Raw genomic sequence first — 18,086 nt, 5'->3', positions numbered from 1 at the left:
GTATGGACGAAAGTCGTGATCCCAGCAGTTCCGCGGAACCGAATCCTCAGCGCAGCAGTCTAAAAGGCTATGTACACACGAAAAGACCTGTTCGAAAAAGGAATGACTCAATATCGAATTGAAAAGGAGGTGGCAGAGGGCAGACTCCTCCGGCTTAGGCGCAATTGTTACGTCCCGGCGGAGGCAGAGGCGAAAGATAAGCTCAACGCGGTGGCACAGCTTTATCCGGACGCGGTGTTTTCAGGGACAGCGGCTCTCGCGGCCTATGGCTTATGCGAAGTACGCCTGCCGGCGGTGATCCGGGTGGATAATAATAGCCGGATGCGGGCGGATGATCTGGTGCATATGGTGAGGTCGCGACCAGTGCCGGCGAATCGAGTGAGGGGCGTAAAGATGGCGTTGCCGGCGCAGGCGGTAGCAGATGCCCTAAGCTTTGAGCGCTGCAGCGAGTGGCTGCTGAAGGATGCACTGGCGCAGGCGTATCGCGGGCTCAACGGAAGGGGGGAGGTTCGCGGCCGATATAGAGCAGGTGATCAGCAAGAAAAGGGACGCGGTGCGCGAGTTGGCGGAGCGGGCGCCGGTGGGGACGGCGTCGAAATGGGAGCAGCGAATGTATCACGAGATGCGGCGGGTGGGGCTCAAGCCGGTGCCGAATTTCCGTCTAGGGCCGTATACCTGGGATTTGGGCTTCGAAGCGGGAACTACGGTGGTGGATTTGGACTCGCTTTATTATCACGCGCCGGAAGATAATCACCGGGAATTTCTCATCGGGACGTGGAAGACCAATCATGCGGTGCAGCATGGGTGGGCGCGGTTGAAATTTACGGATGAATGCACCGACTACCACCTCAAGCTGGTGGTGGAGACGGTGCAAGAAACGGTGGCGCATCGCCGCAGCGTGCGCGGGCTAAAGAGCAGTCCGCAAAAGGTGCGGCGGGCGCTGGTGACTCCGGCGTGGCGGTTCCACCAAAGCTTGCTCTAGAGCCTAGTCAGACAGGTGCGGCCAGCAGGCGCGCAGGCGGTCGAACCACCAATCGCGGCGGTCGGCGGGGGCGGCAAGGGCGGTCAGGCGGTCTGGGTCGGGGGCGAGGATATCGGCGGGAAGGTGGCCACCGACAAGCGGGCGCGGGGCGGTGACGTCTTCTGCAAAGAGGGAACCGGTGGCAAGACCGGCGGCGGCCGGAGTGACGTCGATGTCTTCATCGTCGTAGATGCGTGGGAGGGCGGCGACGGCCGCCAATCCCATATTGATGCCGATGGAGGTATCGAGCGCAGAAGCCACCGTGATGTCCATGTGACGCTGACGCAAGTGCTGGGCCACCTCGAGGACGCGGCGCACGCCACCGAGCGGGGCGGGCTTAACCACGGCGACGTCTGCGGCCTGCAGCTCGGCGACGCGATAGGGGTCGGCGACCTTACGAATGGACTCATCGGCGGCCACGCGTACGAAGAGGCCGGCGCGCATGAGGCGGCCGCGCACTTGGGCGAGCTCCTCAGTGGTAGCGCATGGCTGTTCCATATAGTCCAGCGGCATCATCATCTGCGCAGCCTGGACTGCTTCCTCCACGGTCCAGCCGCCATTGGCATCCACGCGCAGGATAGGGATTTCGCCGCGTTGGGTGATGGTGTCGCGGACGGCGCGTACGCGAGCGGCGTCGTCGGCAAGCGTGTGTCCCTTTTCTGCCACCTTGATTTTGAAGGTGCGGCAGCCAGGGTAGCGCTCCACTACGGCCGGGACCTCGCTGGCAGGCACGGCCGGGATGGTGGCGTTGACCTCGATGGAATCGCGCACCGGCTCCGGGAAGCCCTCGTAGGCGGCCTCGATACCCGCGCGCAGCCACGCGGCGGACTCGGCCGATCCGTACTCCAGGAAGGGTGCGAACTCGCCCCAGCCGGCCGGGCCATCGATGAGGAGGGCCTCCCTGGTGGTGATGCCGCGGAAACGCACAGCAAGCGGGAGGGAGACTACGTGGGCGCGGTCGAGGACGTCATCGATATGCATGGCTTTCATGGTAGCGCTCTCAGACCATTGACCCTTCCCCCACTCTGCGCTACTTTGGGAACCTATACCAATAAAGGAGGAATTATGCTGCTAGCTGAGGCATTGGCGGAACGCGCCCAGGCGCAGGAGCGCCTCAATAGCCTGCACGAGCGGCTGCTCGCCGTGGTTCGCGTGCAGGAGGGCGATACCCCGGAAGAGGATCCGCAGGAGCTGCTGCGCGAGCTCGATGGCGTGACCGGGCGCATCGATGAGCTGGTGCAGGCCATTAATGCGACGAATATCGCCACCGCCTTCGATGAGAAGATGAACCTGATGGAAGCCCTCGCGCTGCGCGACGGCCTCTTGCGCAAGCGCCGCATCTACCATGACTTGGCGCAGCGGGCGGGCGCGCGCTCGGATCGTTATTCCCGCAACGAGATTAAGTTTGTCTCTACCATCCCGGTGGCGGATATGCGCAAGCGTGTCGACGATCTATCTAAGCAGTACCGCGAGCTCGATACCCGCATCCAGCAGCTGAACTGGAATACCGAACTGAAAAACGGATAGTCATGTCGCGCGCTACTTAAAGCGCGCGATGGTAGCCCACACGCCTGCAGCGAGCAGGCCCCCACCCTGGAGGGGAAAATCCTGGGACTCAGGCCCCCTTTAGCGCTTTAAGGGGCGGGGAGTTCGAGTCTCCCCATGGCATGGAGTACCGCGCTGGTATGGCGTACACGGGTATTGTGCGGGGCAAAACCTCGCAGTATCGCGTATTGATTATTACCGGCCTGCTGGGCAGCGCGTGTGGGTGAGGGTTGGGAATGGGGACTATTCTTCTTTTGCCACTAAGCTGGCCGTTATGAGCGAGCAGGAAAAATACAGCACCGATAATCCGTTCCGGCCGGAACTATGGCATTCCGTAGAAGGGTTTGAAGACCTCACGGATATCACCTATCACCGGCTCAACGGTGAGGGCCGCAAGAACGGCATCGTGCGCATCGCCTTCGACCGCCCGGAGGTGCGCAATGCGTTTCGCCCGCATACCGTAGACGAGCTCTACCGCGCAATAGATCACGCCCGCCGCACGCCGGATGTGGGCACGATTTTGCTCACCGGCAATGGCCCTTCCGAAAAGGATGGCGGCTGGGCGTTTTGTTCCGGCGGCGACCAGCGCATTCGCGGCCGCTCCGGCTACCGCTACGCCACCGAGCACGCCCATGATGACGCCACCGCGGATGAATCCACCGTGGACACCGCCCGCGAAAAGGTGGAGGGCGGTCGCTTGCATATCCTCGAGGTCCAGCGCCTTATCCGCACCATGCCCAAGGTGGTTATCGCCGTGGTCAATGGTTGGGCGGCCGGCGGCGGTCACTCGCTGCACGTGGTCTGCGATATGACGGTCGCCTCCCGCCAGGAGGCGCGCTTCAAGCAGACGGACGCGGACGTGGGTTCCTTCGATGCCGGCTATGGTTCGGCCTACCTAGCTAAGATGGTGGGCCAGAAATTCGCCCGCGAGATCTTCTTCTTGGGTCGCACCTATGATGCCCAGCGGATGTATGAGATGGGCGCGGTCAATGAGGTTGTCGATCACGCCGACTTGGAAGACGCCGCAATCCAGATGGGCCGCGAAATCAACGGCAAGTCCCCAACAGCCCAGCGCATGCTGAAGTTCGCTTTCAACCTGACCGATGACGGCCTCATGGGCCAGCAGGTCTTCGCCGGCGAGGCGACCCGCCTGGCGTACATGACCGACGAGGCCGTCGAGGGCAAAGAAGCATTCCTCGAAAAGCGCGACCCGCAGTGGGAGCAGTTCCCGTATTACTACTAGCCAGGAGTTAGCACGATGTGGATTTTCGCCATCGGCTTGGCCACACTTGCACTGGCGGGCGTCATCGTCTCGCGAGTGTGGATGCTCAAGCGTATCAAGGATGCGCAGGACAGCGGGGAGCGTCCCTTCGATCAGGAGGACACCCCGCGCAATCCATACATGTAGCGGAGTAAATGGCGTGGGACGCCCTCGGACCGGAGTGAGACATCTCAAGCAATTGTGGACATGCCCATAGTTAATACTTAAAGTGTCGAACATGAAACTCTGCAACTCATTCGTCATGCTCGCAGCACGCGTCGCCCTGGGCGTAATTCTCATCGCCCAGGGCTGGCAAAAGTTCTCCGAATGGACCGTCGCCGTCGCGGGCCTGATGCTCGCCGCCGGCCCCGGCATACGCTCCCTGGATCAGCTCCCCTTCAGCAAAAAGGCAAAAGTAGCCAAATAAGGCCACCGCTTCCTAGCCTCTCACTTCACTCATTGAAGTGAGAGGCATTTTTAAATTTTGGCAGCTTAAGGAAGAGATAGGACCACCTAAGTTCATTACGTCGAACAATCTAGTTCAAGGGTGCTAGTGTTTGTTGAGTTCACTTCTCCTAATACAAAGGAAGTTCATTATGAGCTCAAATCACAGCACCCCACGCCGGCCCCTACAGCGCATTCTCGCAGGCACCTGCGCCCTCGCACTCGGCGCCAGCCTCGCCGCTTGCAGCGCCTCGAAGGAATCCATCGACGCTGCAAAGCCGAAGGACGGCGACACCGTCAAGGCCGTGGCCACGACTACCCAGATCTGCGACTACCTCACCCAGGTAGCCGCCGGCGGCCTCAAGCTCCACAAGGTCGACTCCCAGGGTGCGGAGACCAACTCCGGCGAGGGCCCAGTGACCCTCGACCTCACCTGTTTGCTCGCCCCCAACGCCAGCGCCCACGAGCACGAGATGACCCCACAGCAGATGCAGGCGCTCTCCCAGGCCGACTACATGTTCGTCAACGGAGTCGACCTCGAGCACTTCCTCGACCAAGCCGTGGACTCCTCCGGCTTCCACGGCGTCATGGCCGTGACCTCGGGCGTCAAGAGCGAAGGTATGGGCGATGGCAACGGCAAGTACACCATCGACGAGGGCATCGAGCACGTGAGCCCGCGCCCGTGGCCTTTCCCGGGGGAGGACGGCGAGGCCCCAGAATTCAAGTACGACCCGCACGTGTGGACCTCCCCGAAGCAGGCCAAGATTCAGGTCGACAACATCGTCAACACGTTGTCCCAGGCCTCCCCGCAGGCCAAGGACGCCTTCACCGCCGCCGGCAAGAAGTACACCGACTAGTTGGAGGACCTCGACAAGTGGGCCAGCGATTCCATGTCCGCAGTTCCTGAGCAAGACCGCGTGCTCTTCTCTTCCCACGACGCCTTCGGCTACTTCTCAAACGCATACGGCGTGAAGTTCATCGGCTCCGCACTGTCTGACTTCAACAACCAGCAGGACGCCACCTCGCGCCACATCGACGAGCAGGCAAAGCAGATCCGCGAGTCCGGTGCCAAGGCCATCTTTGCGGAGAATTCCAACAGCTCGAAGTCCATCGAGGCCATCGCCCGCGCCGCAGGCGTCAAGGCGGTTACATCCGACGACGCTTTGTACGGCGACTCGCTAGGTGTGCCAGGCAGTGAGGGCGAGACCTACATCGGATCCATCGTCCACAACATCAACACCCTGGTCAGCGCCTGGGACTCCGAACAGCAACCGTTGCCGGAATCGCTGCAGGCATTCGACGTCGCCAAGCGCAAGTAGCTCTATATGTCTTCCCCATTAATCACTCTGCGCAATGCCACCTGCGGCTATGGCGCCCGGGATATCCTCACCGACGTTGATCTTGAGATCCGCGCGAGCGAGGCCGTGGCGCTCCTGGGGGCCAACGGCGCGGGCAAGTCTACGCTGCTCAAGGCAATCACTGGCCTGGCTGCCTTGCGCGGCATGGCCACCATCGACGCCTCGCTCGGCTACGTCCCGCAGTACCAAGACTCCGACCTGAGTTTTCCCGTCACGGCTTACAAGGTCGTGGAAATGGGCCTTTTGCCATCAGTGAGCTGGTGGCATAGGTGCACGAGCATGCGTAGCTATCGCGGCCATGTACTCAATGCCCTGCGACAAGTGGGGATGGAGCACCTCGCCGAGACGCGGTTTGGCCAGCTCTCGGGAGGGCAGCGCCAGCGCGTGCTCATCGCGCGCGCGTTGGTTTCGGCCCCGGAGCTGGTGCTTCTCGACGAACCCTTCAACGGGCTTGATCAAGAAAGCCGCCGAATCCTGATTCAGATCATTGCGGATCTCAAGGAAGCAGGAATCGCCCTGCTCGTCTCCACTCACGACCCCATCTTGGCGCAGCACACCTGCGACTGGGCGGCGTTTGTGCTCGACGGCAAGGTCCACACCATGGGAACCGAGGAAGCAGTGGAAACCTATATGGAGCAAGGTGCGCGACTGTAATGGAGCAGATTCTCTTCGCCCCGTACCTGCGCAATGCCTTCCTCTTCCTGCTGTGCCTATCGATTGTGGGGGCTGTCATTAGCGTCCTCGTTAATCTCCGCCGCATGGAATTTACGGTGGAAGCCCTCGTGCACTCGGTTTTTCCAGGCATCGTGGTAGGGCTCATCGTGGGCGGCATCCCGGGCATCGTGCCGGGTGCGGCCGCGGTGGCCACGGTGACGGTGCTGGTGCTGGCTTCTCTGGGTTCTGGGCGGCGCCAGTCAGCGCGGAAGCTGGATATAGAAGCCGGAACGGCCGTGGTGCTGACCTTCATGTACGGCATCGGCGTGGTCATCAGTTTGGCCTATGGCGACAAGTCCGGGCAGCTGGAGGCGCTCATGTTTGGCCGGCTTCTCGACGTCACGCAGTCCAGGCTGGCAACCTCCGTCACGCTCTGCGTGATTGCGGCACTGCTCATCCTGACAACCTGGCGCATGCAGATTCTCGTCGCTTTCGATACAGCAGCGGCCCGCGCCATGGGCGTCAACGTGGCGGCTTATGAGCTCATTGCGAATGTCGCGGTTGGCCTAATCGTGGTGGCGGCTAGCTCGGCAGTGGGTGTGTTGCTGGTTATCGGTTTTATTGTCATTCCAGGCCTCTCGGCGCGCTTGATCGCAGGATCCCCGCGCAGCATGTGCTTCTGGGCTGCGGGCTTGTCCACGCTGGCAGTGGTGGTGGGATTTGCCATCATGCTGTCCCAAACCGCGCACCAGATTTCGCCGCAGGCAATCGTCAGCTTGATGCTGGTTGTCACCGTGCCGCTAGCGGGCTTGAAGGGGGTATTTAGCTAATGGGACTGTCTCATCTTGATCCAGAGATCCTGCGGATGCCCCTCCTTGAGGCCATTGCTGTGGGATGTTTATCTGGCTTGGTTGGAACCTTGATGGTCATGGGCAAGCGCGTCTTTTTCGCCGAGAGCCTGTCGCACGGAATCTTCCCCGGCGCGGTGCTCGGCGTAGTGGTGGCCAACCTTCTGAGCTTGGATCTCTCCACGGGTTTGATGGTGGGCGCGGCACTGTTCTGCCTACCTTTGGCCTGGCTTATGCGGTGGTTGAGTACCGTCGAGGGCATTTCTTCGACCGCTGCCGCCGGCGTGACGCTCACCCTGGGATTTTCCCTGGGCATCTTGTTGCTGCGCTGGTTCCAACCGCTACCTATCCACGTGGATAGCTTTCTCGTGGGCTCGCTGACCACTGTCAATGCGCAGGATGTCTGGTTTGTCAGCGCCCTGGTGGTGGTCAGCCTTGGCGTGCTGGTAGCATTTCGCCGGACGTTGGTCTCCTTCTACTTCGACCAGACGTCCTTCCGCGCACAAGGTGGAAATCCCGGCTGCTATGACTTGCTTACCCTCACGCTTATCAGCGTGACCATGGTGGTGGTGATTCCCGCGGTGGGCACTATCTTGTCCCTGGCGCTGCTGGTAGCCCCGGCGGCGGCGTTGCAGCCGTGGATCAAGCGCCCGACCCAGCTCATGCTCGGTGCCGGTATCGCGGGCATTGCGCTGGCATGCGGCGGGCTCTGGCTGGCGGCCGCACTCAGTTTGTCGGCGGGCGGCTGCATCGCGGTGCTGGCGGGTGTGTTCTATTTGCTCAGCATGGGGCTGCGGGCCTTGCTCTAAACGCCCGGCGCGCCGCCTCCCGGGACGAGCGATATGCCCGGGTAACCTGATTATTCGTGACTCATATCCTCGCCCCACTCCCAGTCGATCCCCGCAATCCCGCAGGAATTTTGGATGACCTCGAGAAGGCCATCGCTGGGCAGACCACGCTCTTACCCCTTCCCGCAGCGGACCGCACGCGGACGGAATTGCTGCGCAACCACATGCGCGCGGGCGAATCGATTGCTGAGGACATTGCTTTGGTGGTGTCCACCTCGGGTTCCACGGGCACACCGAAGGGTGCGCAGCTAAGCCCGCTTAACCTGGTGGCGAGTGCGGATGCCACCCATTCTTTCCTGGGTGGCCCCGGCCAATGGCTACTGGCCATGCCCGCCCACCACATCGCGGGCATCCAGGTGCTCGTGCGTTCGTTGGTGGCGGGTGTGGAGCCACTGTGCCTCGACCTGTCCCAAGGCTTTAACATCACCGAGTTCGCCCGCGCAGCAGAAGAACTCGCCCACACCGAGGACCGCATGTACACCGCGCTCACACCGATGCAGCTGCACAAGGCACTCGATTCGCTGGACGGCATCCAAGCACTGCGCCGTTTCAACTCCATCCTGGTAGGTGGAGCAGCGCCACATCCCCAGCTATTGGAATCTGCGCGCAAGCTCGACATCACCGTGGTAACCACCTATGGCTCCTCGGAGACTGCGGGCGGTTGCGTCTACAACGGCACTCCCCTGCCCGGCACCGAGGTGCGCATCGGGGAAGATAACCGCATTTTCCTGGGCGGGCCGACCATTGCGCAGGGCTACCGCAATGTGGAATCGCGCGACTTCGTCGGTGGCTGGTTCGCAACTTCCGACGCCGGGGAGCTCGACGCCCACGGTCAACTCACCGTCACTGGACGTCTGGACAGCATCATCAACTCGGGCGGGTTGAAGTTGCACCCAGAACAACTGGAACAGCTCTTGTTGCAGGTACCGGGCGTCGACAGTGTATGCGTGGTGGGCATCCCTGATCCACGTCTTGGCCAGATGATCGCCGCAGCTTACACCGGCTGGGCCTCGCGCACCGACATCCTCGAAGCGCTCGATGACCTGCCTCGGTGGCAGATTCCGCGCGAGATTATCCGCATTGCTGAGATGCCGCTGACCGGCCCCGGCAAGGTGGACCGTCGTGGTGTCGCAGGGCTCTTTAAGAACTGATTAGACTTCGTTAGCGCGCACCGTCACGTCGGCGGCCGCGACTTCCGCAAGAGAGAACTCCTCGTCCCCTGCGTGCAGGTTGAGCAGGCCCGCAACGCGGGAATCGACTACGACCTCGACGCCCAGGCCGACGCCATGGCTGTCGAGGTAGCGCAACAGCTCGGTGTCTCCGTCGCATACCCGCTCGATGGTGACAGGGGTGTGAAGGGGGACGTCGTCAAGCGTGAGCGTGCCAAGGTCCTCGATGCTGCCCTGCGCGTCGGGGATGGGATCGCCGTGGGGATCGCGCTGAGGATGGCCCAGGTGCTGATCGAGTCGATCGATGAAGCGATCGGAGCATGCATGCTCGAGGAGATCGGCATCCTCGTGAACCTCGTCCCAGGTGTACCCCAGCTCTTTGACCAAGAAGGTCTCGAGGAGACGATGGCGGCGGACCATGCCCATGGACAGTGCCTGGCCCTCTGGGGTCAGCGAAACGCCAGCGTAGCGCTCATGTTCCACCAGCCCTTGGGCAACGAGACGCTTTACGGCTTCCGACGCCGTGGGTACCTTTTGGTTCAATCGCCCCGCCAGCTCCTTGAGCGCGATGGGCGCGCCGCCGGAGTGCTCGGAGAGGTCCCACAGGACTTTGAGGTAGTCCTGGGTACGTTCAGGGAGATCGCTTAAATGCATGACATTCATCGTAGTAAAGGCCTTGCCTCGCGAGCGATTCACATGATAACTTTAAGAAAGTTCAACGCATTGAACTTTTGTCACGGGTGTGGCCCACAGCCGTCCTTTCTTGGGTACGTACGACGCGCTTCCGCCATACCCGTGGCTTTTATATATCCGCCGTGTGCGTCCCTTGTGCACAGCATGCCCGCGGTGGCGTGGCACAATAACTGACATGTCACTTTCTGCCTATCCCGCAACTGCCAAAGACTGGCTCCAAGGCGCACGCCCGCACACGTGGGCTAATGCCTTCGCCCCAGTCATCGCTGGTACTGGTGCCGCAGCGGCTGCCGACGGCGCGCACTTCGGCCGCGCGCTTCTCGCCCTCGTGGTGGCGTGGGCGCTCATCATCGGTGTCAATTACGCCAACGATTACTCGGATGGCATCCGCGGCACCGACGACGACCGCACCGGTCCGCAGCGCCTCACCGGCGGCGGCCTGGCCCGCCCGCAGCAGGTGAAACTCGCGGCCTTCGCCGCCTTCGCCGTGGCCGGACTCGCCGGCATCGCGCTGTCTTTTGCGGCGCACGCCTGGTGGCTCATCCTCGTCGGCGCGCTATGCATCACCGGCGCGTGGTTTTATACCGGTGGCAAGAACCCGTATGGCTATCGCGGGCTCGGCGAGGTCGCCGTCTTTATCTTCTTCGGGCTCGTCGCTGTGCTCGGCACCGAATTCACCCAGGCCGGCCGCCTGTCGTGGTCGGGCCTCGCGCTGGCCGTGGGCATCGGCGCGATGAGCTCCGGGGTGAACTTAGTCAATAATATCCGCGATATTCCCTCCGACGCCGAAACCGGCAAGATTACGCTCGCCGTACGCCTCGGAAACGAGAAGGCACGCCTGCTCTTTACGGTGCTGCTCCTTCTGCCATTCCTGCTGACCATTGGCATTGCCTTCAGCAGCTGGCTCGCACTCGCCGGCTTGGTCTACTTCCCCTTCGCGCTGCGTGCCATTCGCACCGTCAATCGCGGCGCTCAAGGACCAAAGCTTATCCCCGTGCTCGGCCTGACCGGCCGCGCGATGCTCCTGTGGGCGATTATCGAGGCCGCCGCACTCATCCTCGTCTAGTCCTGCGCGGCGCGCCCTTCTAGCTCCGCCTGTACCCAGCGTTTGTGGGCCTTGCGCTGGGCGGAGTACTCGGCCAGCGTTTGGGTGGCCTCGATGCGCCACTTTTTAAAGATGAGCATCGAAAGCGGCAGCGCCACGAAGAGCGCCAGCAGCGCTGCGATAAGCACTGGGATGGGAAAGCCGATGGCGATAGATAGCAGCTCGATCACCACGGTCAAAGCGATAAAAAGCACTACGCGGGCAAGCCCATACTTCCACAGCGCCGCGCGGGAACGGCGGCGCAGTTCTGGGTCCGGCTTAGGTGGCTCAAGATTATGCGTCATGGGGGTTGATTGTACGCGGTGCAGGTAGAATTCCACGCATGGGCCGAATCATTCTCCTTTTACTCTTTGTCCTCGCCGCCTACTTGGTGTGGAAGGCCTTCGGTCCCTCCACATGGAAAAAGCGCGAGGTGGAACAACCCCGCGCTATCAAGGGCCCCGACGATGATGAGGAATTCCTCTGGAACTTGGAAAAGGAGCGCTTCAAGCAACGCCGCGCACAGGAGGCAGAGGAAGAAAAACGCCGCCAGCGCCGCAATCGCGACACCGACGGCGAGAAGGATTAGGATTCCTTCGGCACGAAGCGCATCTCCAAGCCGAGGGCCTCGGCCACGGCGGTAACCTTTTCCCACCGCACGCCCGCGCCCCCATGCTCAATGGTGTGGAGGGTGGAGCGGGAGATACCGGCGGCGTCGGCAAGCTGCTGCTGCAAAATGCCCAACTCGCGGCGGCGCTCGGCAAATTGCGCGCCCAGGCCTAAAATCACCGCATTATCACCAGCCGGCTTGCCCGGCTTATGGCGCGGGCTCGTATGCTCCGCCATTTAATTCAGCCCCGCATAGGAGTGCAGGCCGGAGACAACCATGTTGATAAAGAAGAGGTTGAAGACCATCAGCGCCATCGCCATGACATTGATCCACGGCGCAGCCTTACGGAACGCCGGCGTTGCACGCGCGTGCAGGTAAGCGGCATAAAGGATCCAGGTAGCGAAGGAGACGGTTTCCTTCGGGTCCCAGCCCCAGAAGCGGCCCCAAGCGGACTCGGCCCAGATGGCCCCCAGGATAATGCCCAAGCCCAAGGTTGGCAGGGTGATTACGGCCAGACGGTAGGCCAGCTGGTCAATCTTCGCGGCAGAAGGCAATGGGCGGGCTACAGCACCGAAAAAGCCATGCTCGGCATGCTTCGGCTGTGCCATACGGAATAGGGTCAGCAGCGAGACAATGCCGGAAATAATACCAATGGACGCGCCCAAGGACACCACGGTGACGTGGATGGGCAGCCAGTGCGACTGCAGCGCCGGCACCACTGGGGCAGACTCGGCATAGAGCTTGGTGGAGCCATAAAACATCAGCGCCAATACCGGGGTGAGCAGCCATGGCCACACGGTGCGCCACTCCTTACGCTGCATGGCAATATTGCCCACCAGCAGCACACCGAAGCTCACCATCAGCACGTACTCGTATAGGTTGCCAAAGGGGAAACGGCCGGTAGCCAGGCCACGCAGCACAATCGCCGCGGCGTGGAGCGCAATGCCTACCCACATCAGCGAGCTGGTCATACCGCCGAGCTTATCGGCCTTGCGCTCCTTCTCCTTCAGCTCATCGTCCGTGATACCGGAGGAGTACTTAGCTACTTCGCCTGCATAGCCCTGCTTTTCGACGTCCCCAGCGCCCGCCCCCACCAAGACCTTCGAGGCCTGGGACTTCACGGCACGGCGGCCCTCGATAATGCTCTGCAAGCGTCCGTAGTAAAACAGCGACATAAAGAGCGCGACACAGTACACCACAAAGGCGGTCTGCACCGCGATATCCGAGAAATTAGACAGATTCTGATCGATCTGCATGAACGCTCCTAGCCAATACACGTGCGGGGATAGTGCTGATTACCTTACTCAGCGAAACGGCCTAGTCCAACTTTTGTTGGACTAGGATGACGTACTAATCATCGGTATAAAGCTCGTCTTCTTCGACCTCATCTGGGTCCGGCAGCTCCAGCAGCGCGCGGTGCAACTCGTGGAACTCCTCCGACCAACCGGCGCGGTCGGTGCGGGCGAGGCCGCCCATTTCCACATCGGTGCCGCCGGCCGCGTTCGGCCGCAGGCGGATATAGACGCGGCGGCGCTTAATCACCAGCGAACCCACCAAGGAGATGAGCATTACCAGCGCGGAGACCAGCACCCACTTCTGGAAGGGGTCATAAGAGACCTGGTAATTGGCAAACTCGCTGGCGCCGTCGAAAGTGATCTTGGTGCCATCGTCCAGGGTGACATCCTCACCCTGGTTGAGGTTCACGCGGTCAATCTTTCGCAGCTGGCCGGAGTGCACCAGGTTCGGATCCAACGAGAAGAAGGACTGCGGGGTGCCGGTATCCAAGCCGGCATCACCACGGTAGATATCGATGGCCATGGCCGGATCCTGCAAACCTGGGTAGGAGGACTGCAGCAGCTTGCCGTTCTCACCGGCCCACTCAGCCGTAGGCGCGAAGAGGCCCTGAATGGCGATCTGATTTTGACGACGCTCATAGAGGTCCGGGTGCATGCCGGCCGGCGGGTCAAAGCGCATCGCGCCGGAGGACAAGAAGAAGGTCGTATCATTCGGCTGGAACTGAATGGTCTGGGTGCGCTTTTCACCATTGGGCCATTCCACGGTGACCGTCGGCGCGTAGCCATGGCCCTGCAAGTAGACGCGGTTATGCGCGAGCCGCAACGGGTGGTTGACCTTGAGCTCATAATCCTTCCACTCGGAGTCATCCTTGTAGATGTCATCGCCCTCCGCGTAGGAGACGTTGGAGGTAAACATCTCGGCCTGGCCGTTCGGCAGGTACTCGGCCGCGAAGTCATGGGCGACGAGGCAGAAAGGGTGGAGCCCGGTGCCGTCGAAAAGCGGGCCGGCGCGGAAGGAGTCAAAATTAGACGTAGAGGTATTGCAGAACTCCGTGGACTGGTCCAGGGTCTGGCCGCCGCCCTGCGAGCCAGACTCAGTGACCACAATGACCTGGCCTTCGTAGTTGACCAGTTTGCCGGCGGCAACCGTAACCAGGATGGCTACCAGCGCCACGTGGAAAATGAGGTTGGCTAGCTCGCGGCCGTAGCCGCGCTCCGCGGAGAAGGTATGCACGCCGGCACGGTCCTTCTCCGGGGAATACTCGGCCACGCGCCACCTCTTCAGGCGCTTCTTAATTTCCGTGGATAGTTCCTCCTCGCTCTTTTCCGAGTGCCCCTCGGCCGCCAGCGGCAGCTTGTGGAGGTACTTCGGCGCGCGCGTCGGCGGGGTCTTCCACGCCTTATAGTGATCCCAGGAGCGCGGCAGGATGCAGCCAACCAGGGAAATCGCCAAGAGGACGAAGATGGCCTGGAACCAGACGGAGGAAAAGACGTCGAAAAGCTGCAGCTTGTCATAGATCTTCGCCACGTTGCCATTGGACTCGATAAAGTCTTGCACGTTCTGCTCGTTGAGATCGCGCTGCGGCAGCAAAGAACCGGGGATCGCGGCCAGCGCCAGCAAGAAGAGCAGCGCTAGCGCGGTGCGCATACTAGTCAGCCAATGCCAGGCTTTGCGGAAATATTTCACGTCTCTCCTAAATAAGGGTTGCGCCGTAGTTGCCGGTCCACTGGCGGATGAGGCTAATAAATTCGCCCCATAGGCCGGTTACCAGGGCCAGGCCGACGAGGATCATGGCCACGCCGCCGATTATTTGGATGGTATGCGAGTGTTTGCGGGCCCACGAAATCGTGCGCATCGCCCGCGCGGAGCCCAGCGCCACCAGAAGGAACGGTAAGCCCAGGCCCAGGCAATAAAAGATAATGAGCAGCACCCCGCGCGCGGCCGTCATGCCCTCGGTGCCGGCCGATACGGAAATGATGGCGGCCAGCGTTGGGCCCAGACACGGCGTCCAGCCCAGCGCGAATACCCCGCCGAGCAGCGGCGCGCCCAGCCAGGTGGTCCAGCGCTTCGGCGCCAGGCGGGTGTCTTTCTGCAGCGCTGGAATCGCGCCTAGGAAGACCACGCCCATCAGGATAGTCACGCCGCCGCCGACCCGCATGAGCATTTCTTCGTTGAGCCTTAGCGCGGAAATCGCGCCGAATACGGAGACCGTCGCCAGCAGAAAAACCACGGTAAAGCCCAGGATGAACAGTGCCGATGCAAGGACAACGGCCCATTGCCTGCGCTTGCCGACGCCCACCCCCAACTCCCCATCGAAGGTAACCTCCCCGCCTACCACGCCGGCCAGGTAGGAAATATAGCCGGGAACCAGCGGGATCACACACGGACTGGCAAAGCTCACCAGCCCCGCTAGGGCGGCCGCGAGCAGGCCCAGAAGGAGAGGGCCGGAGGTCGCGGCCTCAGCAAAAGAGTTGCCGATGCTCGCTGCGTTATCCATTTATTCCTTTTCTAACTTGTCCACTACGTCCAGCACATCTTTAGCGGTGATGGAACGCAAAAAGACCGTAGCCGGGCGGTGCTGTTTATCCAAGACAATGGTGGTGGGCACCACGGAAGTCGGCACGCCGCCTAGGGCCGCAGCGGTCTTAAACGGCGGATCATAGATGGAGGGATACTTCAGCCCGTTGTCTTCGAGGAAGTCATTGGACACCTGGGGGTTATAGTCGCGCACATTGATGCCCAAGACGGTGCCGATCTGGCGTTTTTGCAGCTCGGAGTGAACCTCTTGGAGGTCATCGGCCTCGCTGCGGCAGGGCGCGCACCACTGGCCCCAGGAGTTAAGCACGACGATTTCGCCGTCATAGTCTTCCAAGGAGATGGTCTTATCCGTATCGCGCACATCCTCGCCGGAGAACGTGCGCAGCGGCTTGCGCTCGGATTCCTCGTAATTGATGACCTTCTCGCCGCCGGGGGTGATGAATTCGAAGTTACCGCCGGTAGCAACCGCATTTTGGGCGTTATCGGAATCCTGCGCGCACCCAGCAAGGGTCACGGCTACTGCCGCCAGCACCGCGCCAACTGCGCGTTTGCGTCGTAGTGCCATTAAATCTCCTGCGCCGGCGAAGAGTAGAAAATATCGGTGACCTGGTTGTCTTCAAAAAGCAGGGAGGTTACCGAGGCCAAGTCGCATTCGCGGTTCCACGGCGCGTGCGGCAAGCGCTGGCCGAGCACGGTGCGCTGCACCATCACGATGGGCAGCTGGTGGCTGACCAAAATCGCCTCGTGGCCGGCGGCGGCGGTACGGGCGCGCTCGATGGAGCCCAGCATGCGCTCGGCAATCTGGTCATAAGGCTCGCCCCACGATGGCTCCAGCGGATTGACCAGCAGCGGCCAACGGCGCGGATTCCACAGTGCGGAGCGCAGACCCTTGGTGCGCAGGCCCTCGAAGCGATTGCCGGATTCAATGAGCGTCTTATCGACGTCCACGTCCAGTCCCGTTACCTCCGCAATCGGCCGCGCTGTCTCTTGGGCGCGCTGCAGTGGCGAGGCTGCCAGGTAGGTCACATCATGGTCGCGAAAGGACTCCGCGGTCCGCGCCGCCATGGAATGCCCGCGCGAGGATAGGTGATACCCCGGGATACGCCCGTAGAGGATCTTCTCTGGGTTGTGGACCTCGCCGTGACGCACGAGGTGAACGATGGTGCGTGTCATGTCTCTCCTTAGTTTGCGGGACGCGCAGCGGCCGCAGCTTGTGCGGCGGGCTTGAGGGCCGCCTCGATGAGTTCAAAGTCGGCGTCGTTAAGAGCATCCGAGACGAACCAGGTCTCGAATGGGCTCGGCGCGACATAGATGCCGTTATCCAGCAGGGCGTGGAAGAACGGGGTGAAGCGGAAGGTCTCGGCCGCCTGCATATCGGCGAAGTTGCGGCCCTCGCCCTCGGCAAAACGGATGGAGAACATCGAAGACGCGCGCTGGATGTGGTGCGCTACGCCCTCGGCCGACAGCGCCTCAGAAATCATGCCGGTCAGGCGGTCCGCATTGGCCTGCAGGCGCTCATAGAGCGATTCATCGGCCAGCTCCAAAGACTTCAGGCCCGAAGCCATTGCCACCGGGTTACCGGAGAGCGTGCCCGCCTGGTAGACCGGACCTTCCGGCGCGAGGTAGTCCATGACCTCGGCGCGGCCGCCAAAGGCAGCGGCCGGCAAGCCACCGGAGACGACCTTGCCAAAGGTCACCAGGTCCGCCGCCACGCCGTCGACGCCGTACCAACCCTTATAGGAGGTGCGGAAACCGGTCATGACCTCATCGAGGATGAGGAGGGCGCCGTCTTCATGGGCGACGTCGGCAAGCGCGGCGTTGAAGCCCTCATCTGGTGCCACGGTGCCCATATTGCCGGCCGAGGCCTCCGCGATAATGCAAGCAATCTCGCCCGGGTGCTGCGCGAAGGCCTCGCGCACGGCCTCGATATCGTTATAAGGAACGACGATGGTATCGGCCGCCGTCGCGCCCGTCACGCCCGGGGAATCCGGCAGCGCAAAGGTCGCCACACCGGAACCGGCCGAGGCCAGCAGGGCATCCACGTGGCCGTGGTAGCAGCCTTCAAACTTCAATACCTTGGCGCGGCCGGTATAGCCGCGGGCCAGGCGCACCGCGGACATGGTGGCCTCGGTGCCGGAATTGACCATGCGCACCTTATCGGCCGCGGTGCGCGAAACGATGGCCTCCGCGAGCAAAGCTTCGCCTTCTGTAGGCGAGCCGAAGCTCAAACCGCCCGCAGCCGCCTTCTGCACGGCCTCCACAATCTCCGGGTGCGCGTTGCCGTGAATCATCGGACCATAGGAACTGACCAGGTCAACATACTCATTGCCATCGGCATCCCACAGGCGCGAACCCGCGCCGCGCTCAATGACGCGGGCCTGGCCGCCCACGGAACCGAACGCGCGCACCGGCGAGTTCACCCCGCCCGGAATCACCTTGGAGGAACGCTCAAACCACTGTTGCGACTGGGAAGTATTAGGCATGTCTGACATTCTAGCGATTCGCGCGCTATACAAAAGTTGGACTGCGCGATTCACAGTCAGCCGCTAAACTTCGGGGCGTTGCACTTTTCAATTCGGGGGGATTTTCAATGCAGCGCACTGTCATTTTCGCCATCCTGGTCGCTTTCTGCCTCGCCGGTTGTGCCCGGCCCGCGCCCGAACGGCCGCTGCCTACCTCGGTAGGTGCCGCCCCGCTTGCCGACGCCCCCTCCTGGC

At 61.9% G+C, this 18,086-nt stretch carries 21 protein-coding genes and 1 pseudogene; 12 read left to right on the top strand and 10 right to left on the bottom strand.

The genetic code is table 11. The features are described from left to right. The first annotated feature begins 529 nt into the window (after positions 1-529). A complete protein-coding gene (locus MHK04_RS11140) occupies positions 530-982 on the top strand; it encodes a hypothetical protein (RefSeq protein WP_239208766.1) in 453 nt (150 codons plus the stop codon). A gap of 3 nt (positions 983-985) precedes the next feature. Here MHK04_RS11140 and MHK04_RS11135 read toward each other — a convergent pair whose 3' ends face one another. Further along, positions 986-2,011, bottom strand: a complete 1,026-nt coding sequence (locus MHK04_RS11135; protein WP_411350910.1) for an o-succinylbenzoate synthase — start codon at positions 2,009-2,011, stop codon at positions 986-988. A 75-nt stretch (positions 2,012-2,086) separates the two neighbouring features. Between MHK04_RS11135 and MHK04_RS11130 the strand changes: the two genes are divergently transcribed. From MHK04_RS11130 to menE, 9 genes and pseudogenes are all read left to right on the top strand, one after another. Beyond that, complete coding sequence (locus tag MHK04_RS11130) at positions 2,087-2,548, top strand: DIP1984 family protein (protein WP_200288301.1); 462 nt, start codon at positions 2,087-2,089, stop codon at positions 2,546-2,548. A 292-nt stretch (positions 2,549-2,840) separates the two neighbouring features. After that, positions 2,841-3,809 (top strand): 1,4-dihydroxy-2-naphthoyl-CoA synthase, encoded by a 969-nt coding sequence (locus MHK04_RS11125; protein ID WP_239208762.1) that lies wholly within the window; start codon positions 2,841-2,843, stop codon positions 3,807-3,809. A 15-nt stretch (positions 3,810-3,824) separates the two neighbouring features. Further along, on the top strand, positions 3,825-3,974 hold the full coding sequence (locus tag MHK04_RS11120) for a hypothetical protein (RefSeq protein WP_005322953.1): 150 nt from the start codon (positions 3,825-3,827) through the stop codon (positions 3,972-3,974). Between the two features lie 91 nt (positions 3,975-4,065). Continuing rightward, complete coding sequence (locus tag MHK04_RS11115; protein WP_005322954.1) at positions 4,066-4,254, top strand: hypothetical protein; 189 nt, start codon at positions 4,066-4,068, stop codon at positions 4,252-4,254. Positions 4,255-4,423: 169 nt separating this feature from the next. Further along, positions 4,424-5,590: pseudogene (locus MHK04_RS11110) on the top strand (metal ABC transporter substrate-binding protein). Positions 5,591-5,596: 6 nt separating this feature from the next. Then, positions 5,597-6,283, top strand: a complete 687-nt coding sequence (locus tag MHK04_RS11105) for a metal ABC transporter ATP-binding protein (protein ID WP_005322958.1) — start codon at positions 5,597-5,599, stop codon at positions 6,281-6,283. Further along, positions 6,283-7,113: a metal ABC transporter permease gene (locus tag MHK04_RS11100; protein ID WP_049377866.1), complete on the top strand. Its 831-nt coding sequence runs from the start codon at positions 6,283-6,285 to the stop codon at positions 7,111-7,113. The genes MHK04_RS11105 and MHK04_RS11100 overlap by 1 nt, the downstream gene beginning before the upstream one ends. Continuing rightward, positions 7,113-7,940, top strand: coding sequence for a metal ABC transporter permease (locus MHK04_RS11095; RefSeq protein WP_005322960.1), 828 nt, complete (start codon positions 7,113-7,115; stop codon positions 7,938-7,940). Before MHK04_RS11100 ends, MHK04_RS11095 begins: the two co-directional genes overlap by 1 nt. 56 nt (positions 7,941-7,996) lie before the next feature. After that, positions 7,997-9,130 (top strand): o-succinylbenzoate--CoA ligase, encoded by a 1,134-nt coding sequence (menE, locus tag MHK04_RS11090; RefSeq protein ID WP_005322961.1) that lies wholly within the window; start codon positions 7,997-7,999, stop codon positions 9,128-9,130. Here menE and MHK04_RS11085 read toward each other — a convergent pair whose 3' ends face one another. Next, on the bottom strand, positions 9,131-9,802 hold the full coding sequence (locus MHK04_RS11085; RefSeq protein ID WP_034656208.1) for a metal-dependent transcriptional regulator: 672 nt from the start codon (positions 9,800-9,802) through the stop codon (positions 9,131-9,133). It lies immediately after the preceding gene. Positions 9,803-10,016: 214 nt separating this feature from the next. Here MHK04_RS11085 and MHK04_RS11080 point away from each other — a divergent pair, with 214 nt between their 5' ends. After that, positions 10,017-10,907 (top strand): 1,4-dihydroxy-2-naphthoate polyprenyltransferase, encoded by an 891-nt coding sequence (locus tag MHK04_RS11080; protein ID WP_023020498.1) that lies wholly within the window; start codon positions 10,017-10,019, stop codon positions 10,905-10,907. Here MHK04_RS11080 and MHK04_RS11075 read toward each other — a convergent pair. Then, positions 10,904-11,230: a DUF4229 domain-containing protein gene (locus tag MHK04_RS11075; protein ID WP_239208760.1), complete on the bottom strand. Its 327-nt coding sequence runs from the start codon at positions 11,228-11,230 to the stop codon at positions 10,904-10,906. The two genes, MHK04_RS11080 and MHK04_RS11075, sit on opposite strands and share 4 nt — an antisense overlap. Positions 11,231-11,268: 38 nt before the next feature. On the opposite strand from MHK04_RS11075, the gene MHK04_RS11070 reads away from it, so the two are divergent. Beyond that, on the top strand, positions 11,269-11,514 hold the full coding sequence (locus MHK04_RS11070; protein WP_005322966.1) for a hypothetical protein: 246 nt from the start codon (positions 11,269-11,271) through the stop codon (positions 11,512-11,514). Here the strand turns inward: MHK04_RS11070 and relB are convergent. The 7 genes from relB to hemL form a co-directional block, all read right to left on the bottom strand. Next, the gene (gene relB / locus MHK04_RS11065; RefSeq protein WP_023020496.1) at positions 11,511-11,771 is read right to left on the bottom strand and encodes a type II toxin-antitoxin system RelB family anti-toxin; all 261 of its coding nucleotides are present in this window, start codon (positions 11,769-11,771) and stop codon (positions 11,511-11,513) included. The genes MHK04_RS11070 and relB overlap by 4 nt on opposite strands. Further along, positions 11,772-12,791: a c-type cytochrome biogenesis protein CcsB gene (ccsB, locus tag MHK04_RS11060; protein WP_239208758.1), complete on the bottom strand. Its 1,020-nt coding sequence runs from the start codon at positions 12,789-12,791 to the stop codon at positions 11,772-11,774. Between the two features lie 94 nt (positions 12,792-12,885). Next, positions 12,886-14,517: a cytochrome c biogenesis protein ResB gene (gene resB / locus MHK04_RS11055; RefSeq protein WP_200288306.1), complete on the bottom strand. Its 1,632-nt coding sequence runs from the start codon at positions 14,515-14,517 to the stop codon at positions 12,886-12,888. A gap of 7 nt (positions 14,518-14,524) precedes the next feature. After that, the gene (locus MHK04_RS11050) at positions 14,525-15,328 is read right to left on the bottom strand and encodes a cytochrome c biogenesis CcdA family protein (RefSeq protein ID WP_200288307.1); all 804 of its coding nucleotides are present in this window, start codon (positions 15,326-15,328) and stop codon (positions 14,525-14,527) included. After that, positions 15,329-15,934, bottom strand: a complete 606-nt coding sequence (locus MHK04_RS11045) for a TlpA disulfide reductase family protein (RefSeq protein ID WP_200288308.1) — start codon at positions 15,932-15,934, stop codon at positions 15,329-15,331. It abuts the gene before it with no gap. Further along, on the bottom strand, positions 15,934-16,542 hold the full coding sequence (locus MHK04_RS11040; RefSeq protein WP_200288309.1) for a histidine phosphatase family protein: 609 nt from the start codon (positions 16,540-16,542) through the stop codon (positions 15,934-15,936). The genes MHK04_RS11045 and MHK04_RS11040 overlap by 1 nt, the downstream gene beginning before the upstream one ends. Positions 16,543-16,550: 8 nt before the next feature. Next, on the bottom strand, positions 16,551-17,852 hold the full coding sequence (gene hemL, locus MHK04_RS11035; protein ID WP_200288310.1) for a glutamate-1-semialdehyde 2,1-aminomutase: 1,302 nt from the start codon (positions 17,850-17,852) through the stop codon (positions 16,551-16,553). Positions 17,853-18,086 lie beyond the last annotated feature (234 nt).

Source organism: Corynebacterium nasorum (genome assembly GCF_022345765.1).
GTDB classification, from domain to species: domain Bacteria; phylum Actinomycetota; class Actinomycetes; order Mycobacteriales; family Mycobacteriaceae; genus Corynebacterium; species Corynebacterium kefirresidentii.
The sequence above is the reverse complement of the archived record's forward strand: the minus strand, read 5'-3'. Positions and strand labels throughout refer to the sequence as shown.